The organism is Deferrisoma palaeochoriense (genome assembly GCF_054656955.1).
This window is the reverse complement of record NZ_BAAHXI010000010.1, coordinates 1-23,035: the sequence shown is the minus strand read 5'-3', so window position 1 is coordinate 23,035 and position 23,035 is coordinate 1. Positions and strand designations below refer to the sequence as shown.

Here is a 23,035-nt window from a genome sequence, read left to right as displayed (position 1 = left end):
TCCGTAGCGACCACGGGGACCTGACAATCCTTCCGTTGGTGTTGGTGGTAGCCACGTCCGCGCGTCTACCCGCGGATCCGTTCCGCGTGGCCGGCCCACTCCCGCTCCCGCAGCACGTTTTTGCGGATCTTCCCGGTGCTCGTTTTCGGGAGGTCGCAGAACTCGAACGCCTTCGGGCATTTGAAATGGGCGAGCCGCTCCCGGCAGAACGCCCGGAGTTCCTCGGCCGTCAGGGTGACCCCGGGCTTGGGGGTTACGAAGGCCTTGGGCACCTCGCCCCAGGTGTCGTCGGGTACCCCGATGACGGCCACCTCGGCCACTCCGGGGTGCTTGTAGAGCGTGTTCTCCACCTCGATCGTGGAGATATTCTCCCCGCCCGAGATGATGATGTCCTTCTTCCGGTCCTTGAGTTCGATGTACCCGTCGGGGTGGACCACGGCGAGGTCGCCGCTGTGGAACCACCCGCCCCGGAACGCCTCGGCCGTGGCCTCGGGTTGGCGGAAGTAGCCGAGCATCACGTTGTTGCCCCGCATCACCACCTCGCCCAGGGTCTGGCCGTCCGCCGGCACGTCTTCCATGTGCTCGTCCACCACCCGCAGGTACACCGCATGGGTGTAGGCCACCCCCTGGCGGGCCTTGCGCCGGGCCCGTTCCTCGAGGGGAAGCTCGTCCCACTCCGGGTGCCAGGCGCACACGGTGTGGGGGCCGTAGACCTCGGTCAGCCCGTACACGTGGGTGATCCGGGCTCCCATCTCCTCCACCTGGCCGATCAGGGTGGGGCTGGGCGGGGCGGCCGCCGTGACGATGTGCACGGGCCGGGCGAACCGGTAGTCGGCGGAAGGCCGCGCCGCCACCAGCATCCGGAGCACCGTGGGGGCGCCGCACAGGTGGGTGACCCCCCACCGGTCGATGAGGCGGTACGCCTCGGCCGGGTCGAACCTCCGTTGGCACACGTGGGTACCGCCCACGGCGGTCACGGCCCAGGGGAAGCACCATCCGTTGCAGTGGAACATGGGCAGGGTCCAGAGGTACACGCTGTAGGCCGAGAGCCCGGTCTCCACGATCTCCCCGAGGGCGTTCAGCGCCGCGCCCCGGTGGGAGTACACCACCCCCTTGGGGTTTCCGGTGGTGCCCGAGGTGTAGTTGATGGAGATGGGGGCGGCCTCGTCGGTCACCCGGAACCCCACCGGCTCGGAGGAGGCGGAAGCGAGGAAGCCCTCGTACTCCGGACTCTCCGGCGCCCAGGTCTCCCCTTCGGCCTTCGCGTCGGCGACGTGGACCACGAGCCCCGGGAACCCCTTGATGGCCGGCCGGACCCCGGCCGCGAGTTCCAGGTCCACGAGGAGCACCTTGGGCTCGGCGTGGCCCAGGATGTAGGCCACCTCGTCGGCGGACAGCCGGGTGTTGATGGCCACGAGAACCCCTCCGGCCTTCGGGACCCCGAAATGGGCTTCCAGCATGGCCGGCACGTTGGGCAGCAGCGCGGCCACCCGGTCGCCGGGTCCGACCCCGGCGTCCCGGAGGGCCCGGGCCAGGGCGTCGCACCGCCGGCCGAACTCCCCGTAGGTCCAGACGCGGTCGCCGTAGACCGCAGCCGGCCGCTCCCGGAACACCCGGGCGCTTCGTTCGAGGAAATCCAGGGGGGTGAGGGGGGCGAAGTTGGCGTCGTGGAACTCCATGGAAACCTCCCGATCGCGTCGTGACCCGGCGGGGGAACCGCGGGTGGACGGAGGCCGGTGCACGGGGGGCCCGCCAACCCGTCCGTCGGCCCAGCCGGCCGGCCCGATTCCTAGGTCTGCCTCTCCACCTCCTGGGGCGGCCGCCGCCACCGGGTGCGAAAGCCCACGAGGCCGAAGAGCCGCCGGCTGCGGTGGTGCCGAAAGATCTCCTCCAGCGAGAGGTGGGGGTCCCGGTCCGGGGTCTGGAGGTAGGCCCGGATCGCGTCGATCCGGCGCACGAGCTCCTCTTCGGCGGCGGCCCGGAGCTCGGCCTTGAGCTCCAGGATCTCCTGCTTGAGCTCCCGGGGCGGGGGCTCCCCCCGGTACTTGCGGAGTTTGTACCGAATCCGGGTCTCCACCAGCCGCTCCAGCTTCTCCTCGTAGTCCTCGCCGAGCCAGAGCACCTCGGGCACCAGATCGCCGAAATGGGTCACCCCCAGGATGTCCTTGCCCTGCTCCCAGTAGGCCAGCAGGTAGTCGGTCTCCAGATCGCGATAGTTCTGCAACGGCATATACATGCGACGAAGATGTTGCAGGACTTTCTCGGCTTTTTTCTTGTGCCCCCCGATGATCACCGAGCTGCCCACCTCGCCCCGTTTCACCCCCTTGGTCCAGGGGGCGCCCGTGATGCCGAAGTCGTTGGCGACCGGCAGGTGGAGGAGTGCCGAGAGGGTGTTGATGGCGAGCGCGTAGCCGGCCGACGGGCCGCCCACGGTGTAGGAGGCGGAGAGGAGCTGGTGGTGGATGGTGTAGCGGTCCAGGAACTCTCCCAGGACCCGGGGGACGTTGATCCGGGGGGCGAGGCTCTGGAGGTAGTTCTCCACCAGGGTGAAGGCCTCCTTGGCCGACTGCTGGGTCATCTGCACCGCCATGTCGAGCTCCGCGGCGTTGGGGGCCGAACTCGAAACGGCGCCGGTCACGAGCACCTTCTCCGGGGAGAAGTTGTACATGAGGCTCGTGGCGATGGGCAGGAGCATGCCGGTCACGTCGTTGGCGCCCACGCCGATGATGAACCCCACCTGGGGCTCCTGGCTGAGCTCGGCCCCCAGGAACTCGTCGAGCTGGACCTTGCCCTTTTTCGTGGGGCTCTGGCCAAGCTCCTGGCGGGCGGCCGCCAGGTGGGCCCGGGTGAGGGGGTAGTCCTCGGGCCGCTCGATGCCGTCCAGGAGCCCCAGCAGGTCGTAGTAGTGTTTCAGGAATTCCAGGGGCCGGGCCTTGAGGTCGGACCGGATCGTGTGGGGGGCGTCCACCGCCTCGAGGATCCCGGCCAGGGTCTTCAGGTTGAACTTGACGAAGTTCTCCTTGGCCTCGTTGGGGGCCTCCACCAGGGCCCGGAGCCGGAGGATCACCTCGAACTCGGTGCGCCGGAGCCCCACGGCCTTTTCCACGAACGCCGCGAAGTCCGCCGGCGTCTGGGACACCGGGGCGGCCGCCTCGTAGAGGGCCGCCAGGTCGAGCCCCGGCCCCAGGGGCACGCCCTCGAGCCGTTTCTCGAGGATGCCCAGGATGTCGGCCTTTCGCAGGTGGCCCGTGACCTCCAGGGCCTTCAGCCGCTTCGAGCGCACCAGGGCCGGGTCGAGGATGTCGAGCCGGTTCGTGGTGAGCACGGTGAACACGCGGTTCAGGGGCACCTCGCCGTCGATGATGTTCAGGAATTTGTTCGTGATCTTGTCCTGGGGGCTTCCGCCCGAGGCGCTCCGGCGGGGGGCGATGGCGTCGGCCTCGTCGAAGAACACCACGGCCGGGGCGATCATCTTGGCGATGTCGTACACCCGCTCCAGGTTCTGGACCGTGCCGTCGATGGGGTTCGCCGGGTCCATGAGATCGGTGGGCCGCACCGAGATGTCGTGCACGTCGCGGTTCTCGCTGAGCCAGGCCCGCACGAGGAAGGTCTTGCCGCTCCCGGGCGGCCCGCTCAGCACCACCCCCTTCTCCTCGGCGGCCCCGTAGTAGAGGCAGTTGTTGGCCATCTCGGAGAAGAGGTTCTTGATCTCGCCCACGTATTCGTCCCACCCCACCCGGCGGTCCATGCGGTCCACCACCCGCTTGTAGAGGTCGCCGTAGGCGTTACGGGCCACCTGCTCGAACGCGGTGCGCATGAGCATGGGGTCGTCGAGGTACCCGGGCCGGAAGTCCCCCTTGATCTCGATGACCGAGTGGACGAGTTTTCGCACGTAGGCCGGGGTGAGCTTGAGGGCCCGCTCGGTAAAGAGCGGCGCCATACGCTCCACGGCCGCCGCGAGGTCCTCGGGGGTCACCCGGCCGGGCGCCGGCCCGGGCCCCACGGCGATGTCGTTTCGCCTCAGTTCGATCCGGATCACCTCCCGGAGGTTCTCGGGCTCCTGCCAGAACTCCGAGACCTCGATGATCCGGCCCTTCTCCACGAACCGCCGGTAGATCGCCGCGTCGATCCGCTCGGGCTGGTCCGTGGTGGCCACCAGGAGGCAGTCGCGCCGGCCCTGGATGATCTCGTCCAGGATGATGTTCGCGGTGTCCACCAGGGTCTGCTGCTGGCTCGCCACGGCCGCCCCCCGGTCGTCGGCCCGGCCGAAGGCGGCGTGGGCCTCCTCCACGTGGCGGATGGAGGTGCGCCGGGGGTCGCCCATGGCCTTGCGGAAGAAGTTCCCCGGTTCGCCCGCCAGGGCCGTCTGGTAGTCGTTGGGGGTGACCACGCTGTAGTCCACCCAGATGCCCTGTTCCTCGAGTTCCGCCAGGTGCCGCCCGATGCGCTTCTGGAACACCCGGCGCACCACCGGCGTGCGGGCGAGCGCCCGGTAGAACCGGAGCTTCCGGCGGCGGTGGATCTCCTCGGCAAGCGTCGGATCCACGGCTTCCAAGGTGCGCCAGAACGGCTCGTCGCGGAGCCGCTCCTCCTTCTTGAGCTTGAGGTCCACCTCGGGCCGTACCTCGTCGCGGAAGATCACCTCCTCGATCGCCTGGGTCACGGTGGCCGACTTGCCGCTGCCGCTCGGGCCGATCACCAGCACCAGCGGGGCCTTGGGGACCTCTGGGTCCTTGAGGTACTCCTTCCGGAGGAACGCCCGGTAGAGCTTCTCGAACAGCCGGCGCATCGGCTCGGGCACGAACACGTCCGAGAGTTCCCGGTCCAGGAGCCACAGGAGGTAGTGGTAGTCGCTGGCGCTCACCTCCTTTTCCAGGATCCGGTTCCAGGCCTGCCGGGGATTCGTCTCGCCCGAGAGCTCGAACCGCCGCTGCCAGTCCGTGAGGATGGCCGGGTCCTTGAGGGTCCGGAAGGCCCGGGGAGGCTGCGGCACGAAAAGGGACACCAGGCCGTCCAGGGCGGCGTTCACGAGGCCGGTGGGGGGCTTGTACTGGTGGAGGCGTGCCCGCATGAACGCCTTGGTCTCCTGGGGCCAGGAGGCCACCAGGTCCTCTATCTCCCGGATGCGCGCCTCGGGGAGGCGCACCGTGCGCACCTGGCGGGTGAGGCGCTTGGCCATCTCAGGGCTCCTGGGCCGGGGGCAGGGTGAGGGCCGGCGGAACCTGGGTGTTCTGGATCACCACGGTGTTTCGGCCCCCGGGGTTTTTCTCGTAGGCCGTGGCCCATTTCTGCTGGGCGAGGAAGTGCAGGAGCGCCACGTCCGTGGACCCGTCGGGCCGGCCCACCGTGCGCTGGAGCTCCCGGATGCTCTCGGTGTAGGCCCGGTAGAGCTTGCGGATCCGGCTCGCCTCCTGGTCGGCCGCGTAGTTCTCGGCCTCGGCGATGAGTTCCCGGCGCTTCTTTTCCTCGGTGGCCTCCACCAGCTTGTCGCCGAACCGGGTCTCCTTGAGCACGAAGCTCACCACCTCGATCCCGTACTTCTCCTCCAGGGTGGGCCCGCCCTCGTTCACGGGCCGGCTCTTGAGCGCCCGGTAGATCTCCTCCTTGATCCGCTCCCGGTCGCTCACCAGCCGGTCCACCTCCTGGGCCTGGAGAATGTCCTTCACGATCCCGTCGTAGTCGGCCTGGAGGAGCCGGTGGGCCTCCAGGTTCTCGATGGCCCACTGGTGGAGATCCCGGATCCGGTACGTCATGACCCCGGAGGCCCAGATGGCCACGTTCTCCTTGGAGATGATCCGCATCGGCTCCGCCTGGCCGCCGAGGTGCATCTGCTGGTTCATGAGCGGCACCTCCTGCTCGATGCGGGTGAAGTAGGGGAGCCGCACGTGCCAGCCCACCTCGGTCACGGCCCGGCGCTCCCCGCCGAGCTTTTCCAGGACCACGGCGTAGTTGAGCTTGACCTTGTAAAGGGTCTTGCTCGCGTACACGAGGGCCACGGTCCCGTACACGAGCCCCACCAGGAGGCCGATACCGAGGGTGCGGCGGATGGCGGTGCGCACGAACGCGCGGCGGACGAACTTGGCGCTCGGTTCGTTGGACATCTGCGAGACCTTTCCGAAAGCTGTTTGGGCCGGAAATGGCGCGATGGGAAGTGAGGCTAGGACAAGGATAGAAGATTTTCTCGTGAAGGCAAAACGCGGTTAGCGAAAAAAGCGGTTCGTCCCTGACATCCGGGGCAGGAACGGGGTGGGCACGGGATGGGAAAAGGATTGGCCTCGGCGTACCCAGAATGGGAAATGGATTTCCACTTCAGGGCTCCGAACGGCCGGAAATCGAGGGCACGGGTCCTGCGTGAGGTGGGAATGGGAAGCGGCTTTCCCATGCGACCGCCGCGGGGTGGAACGGCCCCCGCCGCAGACCGGGAGGATGCACGGTGACACGGATGCTCTTGGGGAGCGCCCTCGCCGGAGGGGCGCTCGGGACCCTCTGGACCCGGGGAGTCCATCTGTCCGAGACCCAGATGCTCCTGCTCCTCGGGGCCGTCCTCGTGATCGGGGCGGCCCGCGTGAAGCGCCGACTGGGGGTCGAGGAGGCGTAGAGACCGTGGCCCGGATTCTCCTTTGTTCCCGTTGCTACGCGATCCGGGGCTGCGAGAACGGCCGAACCCGCCACTGCGAGCGCTGCACGGCCCACGACTGTCCGCTCCTGCCGGCCCCCACCGTGGCCGCCGGCGAATGCCCCGCCTGCCGTGGGGCGGACTCCATTCCCCCCGACCCGGCCTCCCCCGAAACCTACCCCTCGCCCCGGGCGGGGAGAGCGTAAAGGGCGCCCACCTCACTGCCCCCCGCGGAGGATGATCGTGCCCGGGGGTTCCCCGGAACCGGGCCCTTCGCCCGGGAATTCCCCGCCGCCTGAAGATCCCGTGCCCGTGATCGGGACGGTGACCGTGGGTTCGTCCGGGTCGGAACTTTCGATCGTAAGCGTGGTCGTCTGTTCCCCCGCCTGGGTCGGGTCGAACCCCACCGTGACCGAACAGCGGTGGGTCGGCGGCAGGGTCGCCGGGCAGTCCTCCACGACGCCGAAATCCGGAAGGTCGGGATCCAGGTAGATGTTCAGGACTTCAAGGTCTGTGTACCCTGTGTTTCGGACGGTGAACGTTTCATGGGCCTGGAGGACTCCGATCAGCACGGACCCGGCATCCCAGGACGGCGGGGTGACCTCGATGTACGGGTCGGTGTGGGCCTGGGCCTCGGTCTCGGTTTCCGAGCAGCCCGTCTCCGCCGTGACCGCGGCCGCAAGTCCGGTGGCGTCTGACGCCGCTGGCGCCACCTCGACGGGGCGGGCGGTCAGTTCGCCTGCCACCCCCTGGGCCGCCGTGTCCTCCACCTGGACGTCAGCGTACCCCGCCAAGGAGCACGACGCGCCGACGTTTCCGATTTCGTCCACCTTCAACACCCAGCCGTCCCAGTACCCCGCCCCAAACGACCCCGTGAAGCCCGAGGCGAAGGCGGCCCCGTCGGTGAAGAGGTCCACGGACTCCGCCCTTTCAGAATCGCCCCCGCCGTAGATCCGGGACCACACGATTGCACCATCCGCATCGAGCCGCAGGAGCCAAAGATCCCCCGGGTCGGAGGCGTCTTGTGCGAACCATCCCCCGACGAGGAACCCGCCATCGTCCGTCGGTTCCACGGCGTTGGCCTCCCCGAACGCGCCGGGCAGGCCGTAGGCCTTCTGCCACAGAACGTTCCCGTCGCCATCGAGCCACAGGACCCAGAGGTTCTCGGTGCCCGGGCCGAAGGAGTAGGTGAGGCCCGCCACGACATAGCCACCGGCAGGTACCGCCCGAACCGCCCAGGCGTGGTCGTAGTCCGACCCTCCGTAGCGTTTCTGCCACTCGATCCCACCCGATGAGTCCAGCTTCACGACGAGAGCGTCACAACCCGCTTCGCTCGGGGCGCAGGTGAGCCCGGCCGCCACGGCGCCCAGGTCCGGCGTCGGGTCCACGGAATAGAGTTCATCCACCTCGTCGGTTCCGTACGCCTTCTGCCAGACGAGGGTCCCCTCGGCATCGAGCTTTAGGACCCAGACGTCGTCTCGTACCACGCTGTTCATGCCGGCGAGGAGGAGCCCCCCAACTGGGGTTTCCGCGATCTCCCATTTGTCATCGTAGTCGTCCGGGTGACCGCCCAGAACCGTTTGCCAGAGGGGGTTCCCGAATCGGTCCACTTTCCACACCCAAAGGCCGTACCCATCGTCCCCCTGGGCGAACCAGGACCAGGTCCCGCCGACCACGGCGTATCCGCCGTTCGATGTGGGGATGGCCGCATAGGCCCTGTCGTAGTTCGCGCCTCCGTAGGTCTTGCTCCAGATCACGTTCCCCGAAGCGTCGAACCGCACGAGCCACGCGTCGGTGTCGCCCGCCCCGAAGGATTTCGTCCGGCCGGCGGCGATCAGGCCGCCGTCGGGCGTGCCCCGGATGGAACTGAGTTCGTCGTCGGAGGCCCCGCCGTAGGTCCTGGCGAAGGAGGCCAGCGGCTCGGCCGGCGCCGGAACGGCCACCTGAACCTGCACGGTTTCGTCACCGCCGTTGGAGGTGATCGTCAGGTCGTGGGAGTAGGTCCCCTCGGCGAGGCCGGTGCGGTCGGCGGTCAAGACCACATCTACCCGGCCCTCCGGCGCGAGTTGGCCCGAGGCCGGCGATACGCCGAGCCAGCCTGGAAGTTCGCCGCTCACCGACCAATCCACGGTTTGGGTTTGGCTCAGGTTTTCCATCGCGAAGCCGGTCGTGAACGAGGTCGTCCCGAAGTCCACCACCGTTGGGCTCACGTACAGGAAGGGGGTGATGCCCGCGCCGGAAAGGGTTCCCGTGACCACCGGTTCGTCCGGGTCGTCGGAGGAGATCCGGACCTCCCCGGTCACCACATCGGTTCCGGTGGGGGTAAAGGAGACCGTGATCGTGCACATCTGGGAGAACCCGCCCGTGAACGGCGGGACCGGGTCGGTGCACCCGTTGGACACGAGGGCGAACGCGGGCGCGCCCGTCACGCTCACGTCCCCCACGTGGAGGTCCACGACGCCTTCGTTCTTCACGGTGATGTCCCACGTACGCGTACTCCCGATGGGCACCCCGCCGAACACGGCGTTCGCGCCGATCACCGAGATGTCGGGTTCTTGGGGAACGCTCGCCGTTCCCGTGATGGGGATCTCCACCACGGGTTCGTCGGGGTCGTCGGTGGTGAGGGTCAGGGTGGCGGTGGAGGTGCCCTCGCTGGTTCGCGCGAACCCGATCCCCACCGAGCACGTCTCCCCCGGCCCCAGAGTCAGGGGCGGGCTGCAGGCGTCGTCCGGGTCCCACCGGTAGAAATCGCCGGATTCCGGCGAGAGGGTGATGTCCGAAATCGTGAGGTCCGCATCACCTTCGTTGCACACCTGGACCCGGTTTGTCACGTTCCACCCGGGACGGATCTCAAACTCGAGGGCCGAAGGATCCACCGCGATGTCGGGCAGGGGTTCCACGGACACCACCACCATCACCGGCATGCTGGGATGGTTGGGGTCGTTGGACGTGACGTACAGGGTGTACACGTGGTGCCCCCGTTCGAGGCCGGACCGGTCCACCGAGAGCGTCACCTCCGCCGCCTCCCCCGGGGGCGTGGTGCCCTCGGTCGCGGATGCGGTGAGCCACTCGGGCCAGGGTTCCCCCTGGTACCAATCCTCGCCCAGGGTCCACGTGAGGTCCGCCGTCCCCTGGTTTTCGATCCGCAGGATCTTCGTGAACTCCCGGGCCGAGAAGGACACGTCGCTCACGGAAACGGCCGGAAACGCCTCGCTGACATGGACCATGAGGGGGACCGCCAAGCGAGGGGTGTACGGATCGTCGCTCTCGACAACCAGGGTGGCCCGGTACTCGCCGGGTTCCGCGGCCCCGGCAAAGAGGACGTCGAGCCGGATTTCTTCGTCCCCCCCGGGGGCCAGCGTCAGGGGGAGGGAAGGGGCAAGGTCGAGCGAAAAGCCCGTATCACCGGTGAGTTCTATCGCCTGGATCTCCAGATCGCGAGCCGGCGGAACGGCCTCGTTTCGCAGCCGGACCGAAACGCTGGCCCCTTGGTCCGGAAGCAAGGTCCCCAGGTCCACGGCGGAAGGCTTCACACCGATCACCGGGCGGGCGAGAAACGCTTCGGCTCCCGCGCCGAAGAACCCAAACACCTCGCCCGCCCCCCGACGCACGTCGTCCGCCTCCGCGGCGTCCGGCACGTCGGCGCCCGCATCGACCACGACGAGATCGGCGCCCACATTGGGCGGAAGATCCACGACGGCCACGGCGGCCCCGAACCGGGGGGCCAACGCCGAGCTGTCTCCCGAGCCCAGGTACGCGTAGTCGTCCCCGTTCGCCAGGTGGGGCGCAGCCGAAGAAGCCGTCTGCCACGAGCGCGTCTCGAGGTACAGCAGGTTATGCCCTGGGGCTCGCCACGGGGGTGAGTCGCTCCCCCACAGGATCCAGACCCGCCCCGGGTTCTCGTCAGCCCGGTCCCCCGGGGCGCCCACGACCAGATCCGAGAACCCGTCCCGGTTGAGGTCGCCGGAACCGAAGGCGTAGCCGAGTCGTACGAATCCGTTCGAGCCGTGCGCCGTGAGGTCGGCCGCCTGCTCCACGTTGGCTACCGCCCCGGACGACAGCGCGTCGTTGGTGGCCTCCAGCAGATACACCCGGCCGGCGTGCTCGCGTTCCAGGTCGAGAGGACCGAGGGCCATCCGCAACGGCGCTTCGGGGGCGCCCACGATCACCTCAGCCCGGCCGTCCCCCGTGAGATCGCCGGCGTGGACCACGCTACCGAACCCGGTATGCCCGGTGTCGGACGCGACGGCCGGGCCGAGCAACGCGGCGTCCTGGTCCCCCCCGGCCTGGGCGTCCGCGTACAGGGTGCCGCGGAGCGCGGAGCCGGGAGGGGCGAACCAGGACCGGCCCCGAAACAGGTAAACCGCTCCCTCCCGCGCCTCGGGGGAATCGGAGGACGTGAGCGCGGCGTATCCCGGCGCCCCGACCGCGAGGTCACCCAGGCCGTCCCCGTCCACGTCGGCCACCGCCACCGCGGCGCCGAACCCGTCCGCCCGGCGTTCGGCCACCTCTCCGCCGACATAGGAAACCACGGCAGAGAAGGGCTCGATCGCGCCCTCGATGGTCGCCACGTACGGGAACATCGCGAGTTCATCCGGGAGGTTCACGGTCTTGTCTGGCAGGGTGAACCCCCACCCGCGGATCACGTACACCCGTCCGGGGCCGGGGTCGGGCTCGACCTCGGTTCCCGGAACCGATGGCGCCCCGAGCACCAGGTCCCCCCGCGCGTCCGAGGACCCGACCCGGCCCACCGCCACGGCCTCGCCCAGCTCCCGTCCGGCCGCCCCCACGAAGCGCACGTCGTACTGGTCCAAAGCGAACTCGTACCTGCGCTCCCAGGAAGGGCGACCGAACATCACGTAGGCCTTCCCCGGGAGGTGTCTTCCCTCGGGATCGAGCAGGGTGCCGTGGGTGCCCGTGTCCGGGTTCCGATCGGTGGACCCGATGACCAGGTCGTCGATGCCGTCCCCGTCCAGGTCCCCTGCGGCCAGCGCGTTGCCGATCCGTCTCGTGTTGCGGGTTTCGGGGTCCAGGTCCCGGGAGTCCCCCAGGATCATCACGTCCCAGGAGTTCTCGTCGCCGAGATCCAGACCGCCCCAGCCCTCGGTTTTCCCGAACAGGACGAACACCGCTCCGAACTCGTAAACGTTGGTGTACGTCGGCACGCCCACGGCCAGGTCCGGGAGTCCGTCGCCGTTGAAGTCTCCCACGGACACCGCCCTGGGGCTCATGAAGGCCCGGGGACCCGTGAGGCTTACGTTGGCGTCGTCCGTACAGCGGTGGGGAAGCACGGTGAAGACACCGGTGGTGCAGCGCGACCCCGGGCAACTCGGGTCGGGGCCCACCCCGAGCGTGAAGGGATGGTCCCCCTCCGGCAGCGACTCCCCAGGCTCGGTGAACCAGGCAAGCCCCCACCTTTCGTCGAAATCTCCCGCGAACGGCACAGGATCCGCCTGCCAGACCTGTGCGGTGTTCAGATCCGTCAGGACCACATCTTCCGGATAGGGGGTGAAGTAGTTCCCCTCGACGTAAAGGCGGTCGCCTGGGAACAGCCCCGGGTTCAGGACGTTCGCTTCCGGACTCATGTTGGGGCTGGGTTCGAGAAAGATCGGGTCGCTCAGCCGCCATCCGGCACTGGTGGTGCCGATCTTCACTTGCACCCATCCGGGCTTGATGTAACCCAGGTACGGATTGGCGTAGAGGCGGAACTGGTCGTACCCCGCAGCGCCCGGGTACTTGGTGGTGTCCGATCCCGATCCGGGGTTCCAGCGCACCGTGAGGGCCCGCGTGCTAAAGCCCTTTCCGGTGATCGTCCAATATCCGTAGTCGTACGAAACCCCGAAGGTGGTGTGGATGAGGTTGTCGCAGGCGGCTACGTGGTCGGCGCACAGGCCGTCGAGCATCGACGCGTAGTCGTCGAGTTCGCAGCGATTGATGTCGAACTCGGGGTCGTAGCAGGTATCGAACAGCCGGCACGAGGGGTGCGTGGGATCATCGGCGCACAGGGTTTCGATATAGCTTGTGTATTCTGCCATGGAGCAGAGGTGGACACCGTCTTTCGTGCACCGGTTGTACGGCACGGTGTCCACGTACACGTCCGGGGTCCACTCGCCGATCGACTCGATCCGGGGCTTGTCGAGCACCTCCGCCGTGTGGACCGGGGGATAGTCGGTGCCCCATTCCTCGCACGTGTCGTCGACTAGGTTGAGGCACTTCGTACGGTCCGGGTAACTGAAGGGACCGCAGGATGCCCTGATGTCGAGTTCGACGATGCCCGGCTGAGAACTCGCGGTCAGGGTGTGACGCTCCGCCGCGGTGGGGGTGTCGACCGTGACCAACCCGTGTCCGGCCGCCACGTCTACCGTGAACGGCAGGAGGATATCGACGTCCGTGGGGCCGGCGCCGCTGGGCCAGAGGATTTCGGCGACGATGCGTAGCGTGAGATCCCGAAGCAGGTCCTCCAACTCGTCTTCCAGGTCCACTCCCGCGAACGTCTTGACGAGCCAAAGCACACCGAATGGGTCCGGGATGTCTACGTGGAACGTGTCTCGTTCGTCGAGTAAGGCACGGAACGGTCCGCTGGTCAGGTTTACGTACACCTCCATCTCGTGGGCCCATTCGGTATAGAACACGTCGTTCGCGAGGCCGGGGACCGGATGGTTCACCACGACCTTCCATTCGCTTGGGTACTGCGGGACCGCGGCCTGGACGATCGCGATTGCGGTGTCCAGGACCGAGAGGAACGCATCCACGATCCCGTCGACAGCCGCGACCACCGCGTGGGCTTCCACGAGAAAGGGGATGGCGCTGCAGGCCGGAACGATGCCGATCGCACAGGAGACGGCACTGAGCGTCAATAGCCCGTCGATGGCACCCTTGGTGGCGTCGAGAACCCCGTTCAGGACTCGAATCGGCTCTCGGATGTCCCGCAGCGTCTCTACGACCTCCGCCACGACGCACGGGGTCGGTGGTTCGGCCCCACCGTCCGGAGCCGACCGGGCGGCCCGGCTGACCGCCTCGGCAAGGCGCGCCAGGCGTCTATTGGCGTCCCGAACCTCTTGAAGCGCCTCCTGAAATGCCTCGCTTGCGAAAATGGCCTCGATGTACCCCCGCACGCGGGGGTCGGCGACCGTTCCAAGGCGTTCCTCCAGCGTTCGGAGCCCCTCGCCGAGAGTGGCGAGCCCCTGTTGGAACCCTTGGAGATCCTCCTGGGACAACCACGGGCCCCCGACCTCTCCCAGAAGAGCGCTCAACTCGGAGATTTGCTCTATGCCGAGGTCCAGGAACTCATCGGCTTCCGATACGTCCGGGGTTGGATCGGATAAGGGATCGATGGAAAAGGCTAGGCTCGGGGAGGCTTCGTCCCCTCGGATCACTAAAACCTCAGCGTCTCCGGCGTTCAGAAACGCGAACGGGACGGCGGTCCGGATCTCGGTGTCGGTGACGTTCAGGACGGGAGCCCTGACCACCAGTGGTTCGGCGTCCTCCTGTTCGGGAGTCCAGGCCTTGGATCGGAAATAGACCTGGAGCGTTTCGGCATGCGTCCCGAAACTGCTTCCTCTGAGCACTACGATCGCGCCCGCTGGACCGTGTCCGGGTTCCGCTGCATCGAGCGCAAGGGTACGGGTGGAGACCCTGGTGACGGTTACGGCAGTCGGGGGGCTCGTGACTCCGCGGAGGGTCGCTGTGACCCGGATCTCGTTTCGTCCCTCTGCGAGAGCGACGGGGACCTCGGCCCATCCCACTGCGGCGGTCGAGGACACGCGGCGGGCCAGTCGGACGTTCTCCACCTCCAACTGCGCTCCGGGGAGGGTGACGACCCGCAGCGAAATCTGATCCGTTGACGCAACGGGGTCGGGCGGAGCGATGACCGGGGGCCCGACCGCGGTGATGGTCGTGGTCTTTTCAGCCGTCGCGCCGTGCTCGTCCGCCACACGAAGGGTCACGGTGTAAATGCCTTGCGCCCTGTACTCGTGGGATACCTGAGTTCCGGTGGCGGTTTCGCCGTCACCGAAGTCCCACGAGCAGTTGACGGTGCCCCCGTCGGGGTCCGAAGAAGCGGAACCGTCGAACGCAACCGTGAGCGGCGCTAGCCCTGCCGTGGGGCGAGCCGAAAACTCCGCTATTGGCGGCCGATTCTTCACCCGGTCTCCTCCGCCTCCACCTCGCCCGCCGCAGGCGGAAAGGAGGAGCGAAAGACCCACTGAAAGGACGAGAGCGAAGGAGAAGAGAGGGGAGGACCAAGGGCGGCGCATGACCGAACCTCGCCGAGTTGGGGACGCGTTTTCCCCACCCGAGGCGCATGGCCCGCGCCCTCCTTGGGGACGGGTGCGAAGGCGGCGTCCAGGCGACACGCGCTTTGACCGAGGGCTTCCCTGCCGGCCCGGGAAAGCCGCAAAATGGCGAGACAAAGCGTACCGGGCGGGTCTAAAAAGTCAATGGTTTTAATAAAATAGAGAGCGTTGCAGTTCGAATTTGGACTCCGGAGCACGCCATCCCCCATCTTCGGCCCGATGTCGTCCTTTTGCGCCGGAAGCCGGTGTGGTAGCCTCCCCGGTCCCGTTTCGGACGAACATGTTGGCCTCCGCGGTGGGGTGGGTAGCCAATCTGCCTGGCCGCCCCGCCCCCTAGCTAAAGAGGCACATCGAGAAGGCCCGCGTCAGCGGACCGAGAGAGGGAAACCGATGGGATTTCGCTGTGGGATCGTGGGGCTTCCCAACGTGGGGAAGTCCACCCTGTTCAATGCGCTCACCAAGGCCGGGATCGCGGCCGAGAACTACCCCTTTTGCACCATCGACCCCAACGTGGGGGTGGTGCCCGTGCCCGACCCGCGGCTCGACCGGATCGCGGAGATCGTGAAGCCCAAGCAGGTCACGCCCACCACGATGCAGTTCGTGGACATCGCCGGGCTTGTGGCCGGGGCGAGCAAAGGCGAGGGGCTGGGAAACCAGTTCCTCGGGCACATCCGGGAGACCGACGCCGTGGCCCACGTGGTGCGGTGCTTCGAGGACCCCGACGTGGTGCACGTGGCCGGGTCGGTGGACCCCCTGCGCGACATCGACGTGATCGAGACCGAACTGGCGCTGGCCGATCTCGAAACCGTGGAGCGGGCCATCACCCGGGTGGAGCGCCGCGCCAAGTCCGGGGACAAGGAGGCCCAGGCACGGCTGGCGGTCTACGAGCGGCTCCGGCAGACCCTGGGGGAGGGGCGGCCGGTGCGGGCGCTCTCGTTTGGGGGCGAGGAACTCCGGTTCGTACGGGAGCTTCACCTCATCACCCGTAAGCCCGTGCTCTACGTGGCCAACGTGGACGAGGAGGGGCTCCGGGGCAACGCCCAGGTGGAGGCGGTCCGCCAACGGGCCGCGGAGCAGGGGGCCGAGGTGGTGGTGGTGTGCGCCGCGATCGAGGCCGAGATCCTGGAACTCGACCCGGCCGAGCGAGACGAGTTCCTGGCCGATCTGGGGCTCGAGGAGCCGGGTCTGAACCGCGTGATCCGGGCCGGGTACCGGCTTTTGGGTCTTCACACGTTCTTTACGGCCGGCCCGAAGGAGGCCCGGGCCTGGACCGTGCGAATCGGGGCCACGGCGCCCGAGGCGGCCGGCGTGATCCACACGGATTTCGAAAAGGGGTTCATCCGGGCCGAGGTGATCGCGTACGAGGACTTCGTGGCCCACGGGGGAGAGCAGGGGGCCAAGGAGGCCGGCAAGTGGCGCCTGGAGGGCCGGGACTACGTGGTTCAGGACGGCGATGTGATCCACTTCCGGTTCAACGTGTGAGGCGGTTCGCCAACTTGACGCCGGCGCGGGGCGATCTTACCAACAGTTTCCAGGTAACTTCGGCTGGGACGCTGGGAAGCTAGGACGCTAGGACGCCAAAATCCTTTGGGATTCCAGCGTCAGCGGCTGTCCCAACCTGTGGGAGCGGTTGCCGTATCAGGGGCCAGAATTCAGAAGTCAGAGGTCAGAGCCCCTCCTGTCCTCTGTCGTCTGTCCACTGACTCCTGACACGGTCGCCGCGCGGCCGTGAGCGCGAAGTTATTGCTCCTGAGAACAGACCGCGCCTCGCGGCCTACGGAGCTTCCATGGTACTGCCGGCGGCGGGTGGGCACTGGTTCCGGCCGCGCCCGGCTCTCCACCAGCCCCCCACCCGCTGGTTTCCGTAACAAGACGGGGAGTTGACAACACTTCCGTTGGTGTAAGTACTGAAGCGTCCGCACGTCCCAACGTCCGAACGTCCGCAGGGGAACCGAAATGGACGTCACGCGCGATATTCTCTATTACTCCGCGGAGATGGCCCGGAAAATCGGGGCCCGGGCCGTGGTGGTATACGCCGACGTGTTCCCCGGCCTCGGGGCCCTCCGGGAGTTCGTGGAGGGGGAGCCGGACGTCTCGTTCGTGCTCGTGAGCCGGGGGGCGAGCTCCGGCGCCGTGGAACGGGACAACGTGGAGTGGGTGCGGGTGCCCGGGATCCGGCTCACCCGGCTCGGCCAGGTGAAGATCGCCGTGCTCCTCGGGTTCTCCCGGGGGCTGTTCCAGCGGGGCGATCGGCTCATCTGCCTGACCGGAATAGCCGGGAGCGGCGCGCTGGACACCATCGTGTTCATGGAGGTGGGGGAGGAGTTCGAGATGTTCGCGGCCACGGGGGCCGAGGAGATCTCGAGCCACGTGAACCCCGAGGTGTTCGAGCGGGTGTTGGACATCGCGGTGGCGCTGGGCTACGAAGGCCGGGAGGGGAAGCCCGTGGGCACCACCTTCGTGATCGGCGACACGGACAACGTGCTCGCCCGGTCGACCCAGATGGTGCTGAACCCGTTCCGGGGCTACCCGGAGGAGGAGCGAAACATCCTCGACCCGGCCCTGGAGCCCACGATCAAGGAGTTCGCAGCCATCGACGGCGCCTTCGTGATCCGGGGCGACGGGCTCGTGGAGGCGGCCGGGGTGTACCTGCGGCCGGAACAGGCCGGGGAACCCCTGCCGCGGGGGCTGGGCACCCGGCACAACGCGGCGGCCGGCATCACGGCCGTGACCAAGGCGGTGGCGGTCACGGTGAGCGAGTCCACCGGCACGGTCACGGTGTTCCGGGACGGAAAGATCCTGATGGAGGTGGAGCGACCCCGACCCATCGGGGAGTGGGGGCCCCGGGAGGACCGGCTGTTCCCCGGGTTGCGAACCCAGAAGGAGGGGTAGGCCCGGTTCGGACCGAAGGCCGCGGGCGGGCGCCACCTGACCGTTGACCGAGGGGGAGCAGGAAAAGAAAAAGGGCCCCGAAGGGCCCTTTTGTACGATCTGGCGTTCGGTGCCTGGCTAGGCGCAGCCGCCCGAGCAGCCCCCGCAGTCGGGGGTGTCGCAGTCGCTGGCCTGGAACATCGCGGCCATCTCCTCGGGCCGGGGCTTACGGACCTCGGCCACGGTGACCTCGAAGTGGAGCCGTTCCCCGGCCAGCGGGTGGTTGAAGTCGGCCACCACCACGTCGTCCCGGACCTCGTTCACCCGGAACACCACCGGGCCGTGGGGCCCGCGGGCCTCGAAGCCCATGCCGGGTTCGATCTCCATGTCGGCCGGGAAGTTCTCGCGGGGGATCTCCCGGAGGAGGTCCTGGCTCGGGAGGCCGTAGGCATCCTCGGGCTCCACCGTGACCTTCTTCGTCTGGCCTTCCTCCATGCCGCGGAGTTCCCGCTCCAGGCCGGGGATGATCTGGTTCTTGCCAAAGATGAACCCCAGGGGCTCACCCGGTTCCGACTTGTCCACCACCTCACCCGAGTCGAGGGTCAGGGTGTAGTCGATCGCCACGTACAGGTTCTCTTCTGCCTTCATGCTTCTTCTACCTCCAGAAAAAAGTTTTCCCGGCCCCCGAATCTCGGGGAGACCGGGATTGTGTAGGGGGCAGCCTACCCTTCGGCCGGGACCCTGTCAAACCGAATCGGGAAAAAAAGGCGACGCGGGCGAATTTTTTTCGCGCCGCCCCCGGGTTGAGGAGGCCCGGGGGCTTCTGTTACAGTCGCCGCCCTGCCCGAAAGCCCGGCACGAACCCCACACCGCGAGGAGGTAGGCCATGCCCGTTGCCCAGCGCGTGCGAGCGGCCCTGGAGAGGGCCTCCTGGATCCGGAAGATGTTCGAGGAGGGGGCGAGGCTGAAGCAGGAGTTCGGCCCGGAGAACGTGTTCGATTTCAGCCTCGGGAACCCCAACCTGGACCCGCCGGAGAGGTTCCGGGAGGTATTGAAGGAACTGGTGGAGGACGATCCCCCGGGGTGTCACGGGTACATGCCCAACGCAGGGTTCCCCGACGTGCGGGCCGCGGTGGCGGCGTACGTCTCGACGGAGCAGGGGGTGGAGCTCTCTGCCGACCACATCGTCATGACCGTGGGGGCCGGGGGCGCCCTGAACACCGTGTTCCGGGCCATCCTGGATCCCGGCGACGAGGTGGTGGTGCCGCGGCCCTACTTCGTGGAGTACAACTTCTATCTGGAGAACCACGGGTGCACGCTGACCACCGTGCCCACCACTGAGGCCTTCGATCTGCGGCTCGACGCCCTCGACGATGCGATCGGGCCCAAGACCCGGGCGGTTCTCATCAACTCGCCCAACAACCCCACGGGCAAGGTATACGACCGGGCCAGCCTGGAGGCCCTGCGGGACCTCCTGGACCGCAAATCGGCGGAACTGGGCCGCCGGATCTACCTCATCTCGGACGAGCCGTACCGGAAGATCGTGTACGACGGGGTCGAGGTGCCGCCCGTGCTCGAGATCTTCCCCCACGCGTTCGTATGCACCTCGTACTCCAAGGACCTGAGCCTCCCGGGGGAGCGGATCGGGTACGTCGCCGTGAGCCCCCGCATGGACAACGTGGAGCTCGTGGTGGGGGCCCTCACCTTCACGAACCGGGTGCTGGGGTACGTGAACGCGCCGGCCCTGATGCAGCGGGCGGTCGCCCGGCTCCAGGGGGTCACGGTGGACCTGGGGTTCTACCGCCGGAACCGCGATGCGCTCTACCAGGGGCTCGTGGACGCCGGGTACGAGTGCCCCAAGCCCGAGGGCGCGTTCTATCTCTTTCCCAAAAGCCCCATCCCCGACGACGTGGCGTTCGTGAAGGAGCTCCAGAAGGAGAACATCCTGGCCGTTCCGGGAAGCGGGTTCGGCGGCCCCGGCCATTTCCGGCTCGCTTACTGCTGCTCCTACGAGACGGTGGAGCGGAGCCTCCCCGGCTTCCGCCGCGCCCTGGAGAGGGTGAAGGCTTGAGGAGTTTACGCCTCGCCACGAGCTGCGGGCGATGAAGACTGGGGGGGCCTGGCTTCCCAGCCTTCTCGCCTTCCGGCGCATTCACGAAAGGTTTACCCCATGCCTGAGCCGCAACCCCGCGGCCACTTCGGCCCCTTCGGGGGCCAGTACGTGGCTGAAACCCTGATGCCGGCCCTGGAGGAGCTCGAAGCGGCCCTGGAGGCCGTGCGCCGCGATCCGGGGTTCTGGGACGAGTTCCGGGCCCTTCTCCGGACCTATGTGGGCCGGCCGACCCCGCTCACCCCGGCCCACCGCCTCACCGAAGCCTTCGGCGGGGCCCGGGTGGTGTTGAAGCGGGAGGACCTCTGCCACACCGGAGCCCACAAGATCAACAACACCCTGGGCCAGGTGCTCTTGGCCCGGCGGATGGGCAAGCGCCGGATCATCGCCGAGACCGGGGCCGGCCAGCACGGGGTCGCCACGGCCACGGCCGCGGCGCTGTTCGGCCTGGAGTGCGCCGTGTACATGGGTGCCGAGGATGTGCGGCGCCAGGCCCCCAACGTGGAGCGAATGCGGCTCCTGGGGGCCGAGGTGGTGCCGGTGGAAACCGGGAGCCGCACCCTCAAGGACGCCATGAACGAGGCGATCCGGCAGTGGGTCACCCACGTGGAGACCACCTTCTACGTGATCGGATCGGTGGCTGGGCCCCACCCGTACCCGGCCATGGTCCGGGACTTCCAGCGGGTGATCGGCGAGGAGACCCGGGCCCAGTGCCTGGAAAACCACGGGCGGCTCCCCGACGCGGTGATCGCGTGCCTCGGGGGCGGGTCGAACGCCATGGGCATGTTCGCCCCGTTCCTGGACGACCCCGTGGACCTGGTGGCCGTGGAGGCGGCCGGGGAGGGCATGGAGACCGGGCGGCACGCCGCGGCGATCGCGGCGGGCCGGGTGGGGGTGCTCCACGGGATGAAGTCCTACTTCCTCCAGGACGCCGACGGCCAGATCCAGGAGGCCCACTCCATCTCGGCCGGCCTCGACTACCCCGGGGTGGGCCCCGAGGTGGCGGAGCTCGCCCGCTCGGGCCGGATCCGCACGGTCACGGCGACCGACGCCGAGGCCCTGGAGGCGTTCCACCTGCTGGCCCGCACCGAAGGCATCCTGCCGGCCCTCGAAAGCTCCCACGCCCTCGCCCGCACCCGGGACCTGGCCCGGGAGGTGGGGCCGGGAGGGCTCGTGGTGGTGAACCTCTCGGGCCGGGGCGACAAGGATCTCGCGACCGTGCTCGCCCGCGGGAAGGGAGGTGCGGCATGAACCGGCTCGAAAGCCACCTTCGGGACCGCCGGGGGGCCGGCCGGAAGCTCCTCCTTCCGTTTCTCACGGCCGGCTACCCCGACCGGGGCACCTTCGTGGATCTCCTTCTGGCCTGCCAGGCGGCGGGCGCCGACGCGGTGGAGGTGGGGATCCCGTTCTCCGACCCCTCGGCCGACGGGCCGGTGATCCAGGAGGCGAGCGCGCGGGTGCTCGCGGCCGGCCTGCGGCTCGACCACGTGTTCGAGGACGTGGCCGCGGCCCGGTCGCGCGGGCTCACGGTGCCGGTCCTGTTCATGACCTACTACAACCCGGTCCTGGCCCGGGGGCCCGAACGGTTCGCCCGGGAGGCCCGGGCGTGCGGGGCCGACGCCGTGCTCGTGGTGGACCTCCCGTGGGAGGAGAGCGCCGAGTTCCTGCCCCTGGCCCGGCGGGAGGGGCTCGACACGGTCCTCCTGGTGGCCCCCACCACGCCGGAGGAGCGGGTGGCCCGGATCGTGGGGAGCGCGTCGGGGTTCGTGTACTGCGTGAGCGTGACCGGGGTCACCGGGCAGAAGCGGCCCGTGGAGGAGGCGGTGGGGGAACTCGTGGAGCGGGTGCGGCGGCACACCGACCTTCCGGCCCTGGTGGGGTTCGGGGTGTCGGACCCGCCCTCGGCGGCGGCCCTGGCCGCGCGCTCCGACGGGGTCATCGTGGGGAGCGCGCTCCTGCGGGAGCTGGAAGGGCGCTCGGGCGGGCCGGCCGTCGAGGCGGCCGAGGGGTTCCTGAAGGGCCTGCGCGCGGCCCTCGGAGGCTGAACCTCCGGTGCCGCGAACCTTGCAAACCCGCCCCGCGGTGGGCATTCTAAGAAGACCCCGCACCGGGCGGGGAAGGTCACTCCAAAGGAGGGGAGGGCGAACGCCATGAAGATCCGGGACGTCCGAAGAGGCTACGTCACAGGCACCACGGCCACCGGCCGGCCGCGGCGGGAGATCCAGGTGGAGGAGGTCACCGGGATCGGCGGTGCGGTCGACCGGGTGGACGTGTCGAGCCGCGGCCGGGAGGTCCAGAGGGCCCGGTTCCTCGCCCTTTCGGCACCCGAGATCCGGGCGGACCTGGTGGAGGCCATCGAGGCCGAGATCCGGGAGGGCCGCTACCGGGTAACGGGCCGGGAGGTGCTCCCGCGACTGCTGCGGGAGCACGCCTGGGGCATGGAAGAGAGGATCCGCGCCTACGCCGAGTAGGTGGCAAGGCGGGATGCGATGGTCCGTTGACTGCAGACCGTCGACCGCTGACCGTGGACCGTAGACCGATTTTTTCCCGTGTCCCCGCGCCCGCCTCCGTTTCCGCCCCCGGCGGACGGCGCCCCTCGGCGAAGGAGGTGGAGCCATGCCCATGTATCCGTACCACTGCCCCAAGTGCCAGAAGGACTTCGACGTGGAGATGCGGCCCACGGAGGTGGGCAAGCGGCAGGTCGAATGCCCCACCTGCCACGAGAAGAAGGTGACCCGGGTCTACACCGGGTTCTTCGCGAAAACGAGCCGCAAGGCATGAGCCACCGGAGCGGGCGCGGCGGGTTGGACAGGGCGCCCCGCCGGCGGGGATCTCCGAGCTGCCGAGGCAGGCCGCCGTGCCTGCCGTTTTTGTGGGCTCGGTCCGATACCAGGTTGCGTTCAAAGCTACCGTTTCCTGATTCGGCCCGGTAAGGGGCCTGGTGGAGCGCCGGGCGTGGCTCCTACAGTCGCTGCATCCGGCACTCAGCCTAGCCTTCCTCGCCGTGAACCCACCAACGGCTTGGCAACGTTCGCGTTTCCGCCGTACATGAAGCCGCCGGGCTGAGTGCCGGATGCAGCGTAAGCCGGATGCCGCACTCACGCACGGCCGGAACCAGGCCCCTTGCCGGGCCCCCGGGATGGG

Annotated in this window: 14 protein-coding genes and 1 pseudogene; 9 read left to right on the top strand and 6 right to left on the bottom strand. The window is 68.5% G+C overall.

Features of this window, described 5'->3' with window-relative positions; all coding sequences use genetic code 11:
* Positions 1-65 precede the first annotated feature (65 nt).
* From ACYQ8L_RS04455 to ACYQ8L_RS04445, 3 genes are all read right to left on the bottom strand, one after another.
* Positions 66-1,679 carry an acyl--CoA ligase family protein gene (locus tag ACYQ8L_RS04455; RefSeq protein WP_459940567.1) on the bottom strand — a complete coding sequence of 538 codons (1,614 nt, stop codon included), beginning with the start codon at positions 1,677-1,679 and terminating at the stop codon, positions 66-68.
* Positions 1,680-1,789: 110 nt separating this feature from the next.
* Positions 1,790-5,179, bottom strand: a complete 3,390-nt coding sequence (locus ACYQ8L_RS04450; RefSeq protein ID WP_459940566.1) for an AAA family ATPase — start codon at positions 5,177-5,179, stop codon at positions 1,790-1,792.
* A 1-nt stretch (position 5,180) separates the two neighbouring features.
* Positions 5,181-6,101 (bottom strand): SPFH domain-containing protein, encoded by a 921-nt coding sequence (locus tag ACYQ8L_RS04445; RefSeq protein WP_459940565.1) that lies wholly within the window; start codon positions 6,099-6,101, stop codon positions 5,181-5,183.
* Positions 6,102-6,433: 332 nt separating this feature from the next.
* Between ACYQ8L_RS04445 and ACYQ8L_RS04440 the strand changes: the two genes are divergently transcribed.
* Both ACYQ8L_RS04440 and ACYQ8L_RS04435 read left to right on the top strand, forming a co-directional pair.
* A complete protein-coding gene (locus ACYQ8L_RS04440) occupies positions 6,434-6,598 on the top strand; it encodes a hypothetical protein (protein WP_459940564.1) in 165 nt (54 codons plus the stop codon).
* Positions 6,599-6,603: 5 nt separating this feature from the next.
* A complete protein-coding gene (locus ACYQ8L_RS04435) occupies positions 6,604-6,822 on the top strand; it encodes a hypothetical protein (RefSeq protein ID WP_459940563.1) in 219 nt (72 codons plus the stop codon).
* 12 nt (positions 6,823-6,834) lie between these two features.
* Here the strand turns inward: ACYQ8L_RS04435 and ACYQ8L_RS04430 are convergent, their stop codons facing one another.
* Both ACYQ8L_RS04430 and ACYQ8L_RS04425 read right to left on the bottom strand, forming a co-directional pair.
* A complete protein-coding gene (locus tag ACYQ8L_RS04430) occupies positions 6,835-13,833 on the bottom strand; it encodes a choice-of-anchor D domain-containing protein (protein ID WP_459940615.1) in 6,999 nt (2,332 codons plus the stop codon).
* A gap of 681 nt (positions 13,834-14,514) precedes the next feature.
* Positions 14,515-14,871: pseudogene (locus tag ACYQ8L_RS04425) on the bottom strand (PKD domain-containing protein); the annotation flags it as partial.
* Between the two features lie 429 nt (positions 14,872-15,300).
* Between ACYQ8L_RS04425 and ychF the strand changes: the two are divergent.
* Both ychF and ACYQ8L_RS04415 read left to right on the top strand, forming a co-directional pair.
* Entirely contained in the window at positions 15,301-16,392 is a 1,092-nt protein-coding gene (ychF, locus tag ACYQ8L_RS04420; RefSeq protein WP_459940562.1) for a redox-regulated ATPase YchF, read from the top strand.
* Positions 16,393-16,866: 474 nt separating this feature from the next.
* Positions 16,867-17,802: a DNA integrity scanning protein DisA nucleotide-binding domain protein gene (locus ACYQ8L_RS04415; RefSeq protein WP_459940561.1), complete on the top strand. Its 936-nt coding sequence runs from the start codon at positions 16,867-16,869 to the stop codon at positions 17,800-17,802.
* A gap of 117 nt (positions 17,803-17,919) precedes the next feature.
* Here the strand turns inward: ACYQ8L_RS04415 and ACYQ8L_RS04410 are convergent, their stop codons facing one another.
* Entirely contained in the window at positions 17,920-18,429 is a 510-nt protein-coding gene (locus tag ACYQ8L_RS04410; RefSeq protein WP_459940560.1) for an FKBP-type peptidyl-prolyl cis-trans isomerase, read from the bottom strand.
* Positions 18,430-18,667: 238 nt separating this feature from the next.
* On the opposite strand from ACYQ8L_RS04410, the gene ACYQ8L_RS04405 reads away from it, so the two are divergent.
* The 5 genes from ACYQ8L_RS04405 to ACYQ8L_RS04385 all read left to right on the top strand — a co-directional run bounded on the left by ACYQ8L_RS04405 (position 18,668) and on the right by ACYQ8L_RS04385 (position 22,672).
* Positions 18,668-19,852 (top strand): pyridoxal phosphate-dependent aminotransferase, encoded by a 1,185-nt coding sequence (locus tag ACYQ8L_RS04405; RefSeq protein WP_459940559.1) that lies wholly within the window; start codon positions 18,668-18,670, stop codon positions 19,850-19,852.
* 99 nt (positions 19,853-19,951) lie between these two features.
* Positions 19,952-21,142, top strand: coding sequence for a tryptophan synthase subunit beta (gene trpB / locus ACYQ8L_RS04400; protein WP_459940558.1), 1,191 nt, complete (start codon positions 19,952-19,954; stop codon positions 21,140-21,142).
* On the top strand, positions 21,139-21,936 hold the full coding sequence (gene trpA, locus ACYQ8L_RS04395) for a tryptophan synthase subunit alpha (RefSeq protein WP_459940557.1): 798 nt from the start codon (positions 21,139-21,141) through the stop codon (positions 21,934-21,936). Before trpB ends, trpA begins: the two co-directional genes overlap by 4 nt.
* Before the next feature lie 105 nt (positions 21,937-22,041).
* Positions 22,042-22,362 carry a flagellar biosynthesis anti-sigma factor FlgM gene (locus tag ACYQ8L_RS04390; RefSeq protein ID WP_459940556.1) on the top strand — a complete coding sequence of 107 codons (321 nt, stop codon included), beginning with the start codon at positions 22,042-22,044 and terminating at the stop codon, positions 22,360-22,362.
* 145 nt (positions 22,363-22,507) lie between these two features.
* On the top strand, positions 22,508-22,672 hold the full coding sequence (locus tag ACYQ8L_RS04385) for an FmdB family zinc ribbon protein (RefSeq protein WP_459940555.1): 165 nt from the start codon (positions 22,508-22,510) through the stop codon (positions 22,670-22,672).
* Positions 22,673-23,035 lie beyond the last annotated feature (363 nt).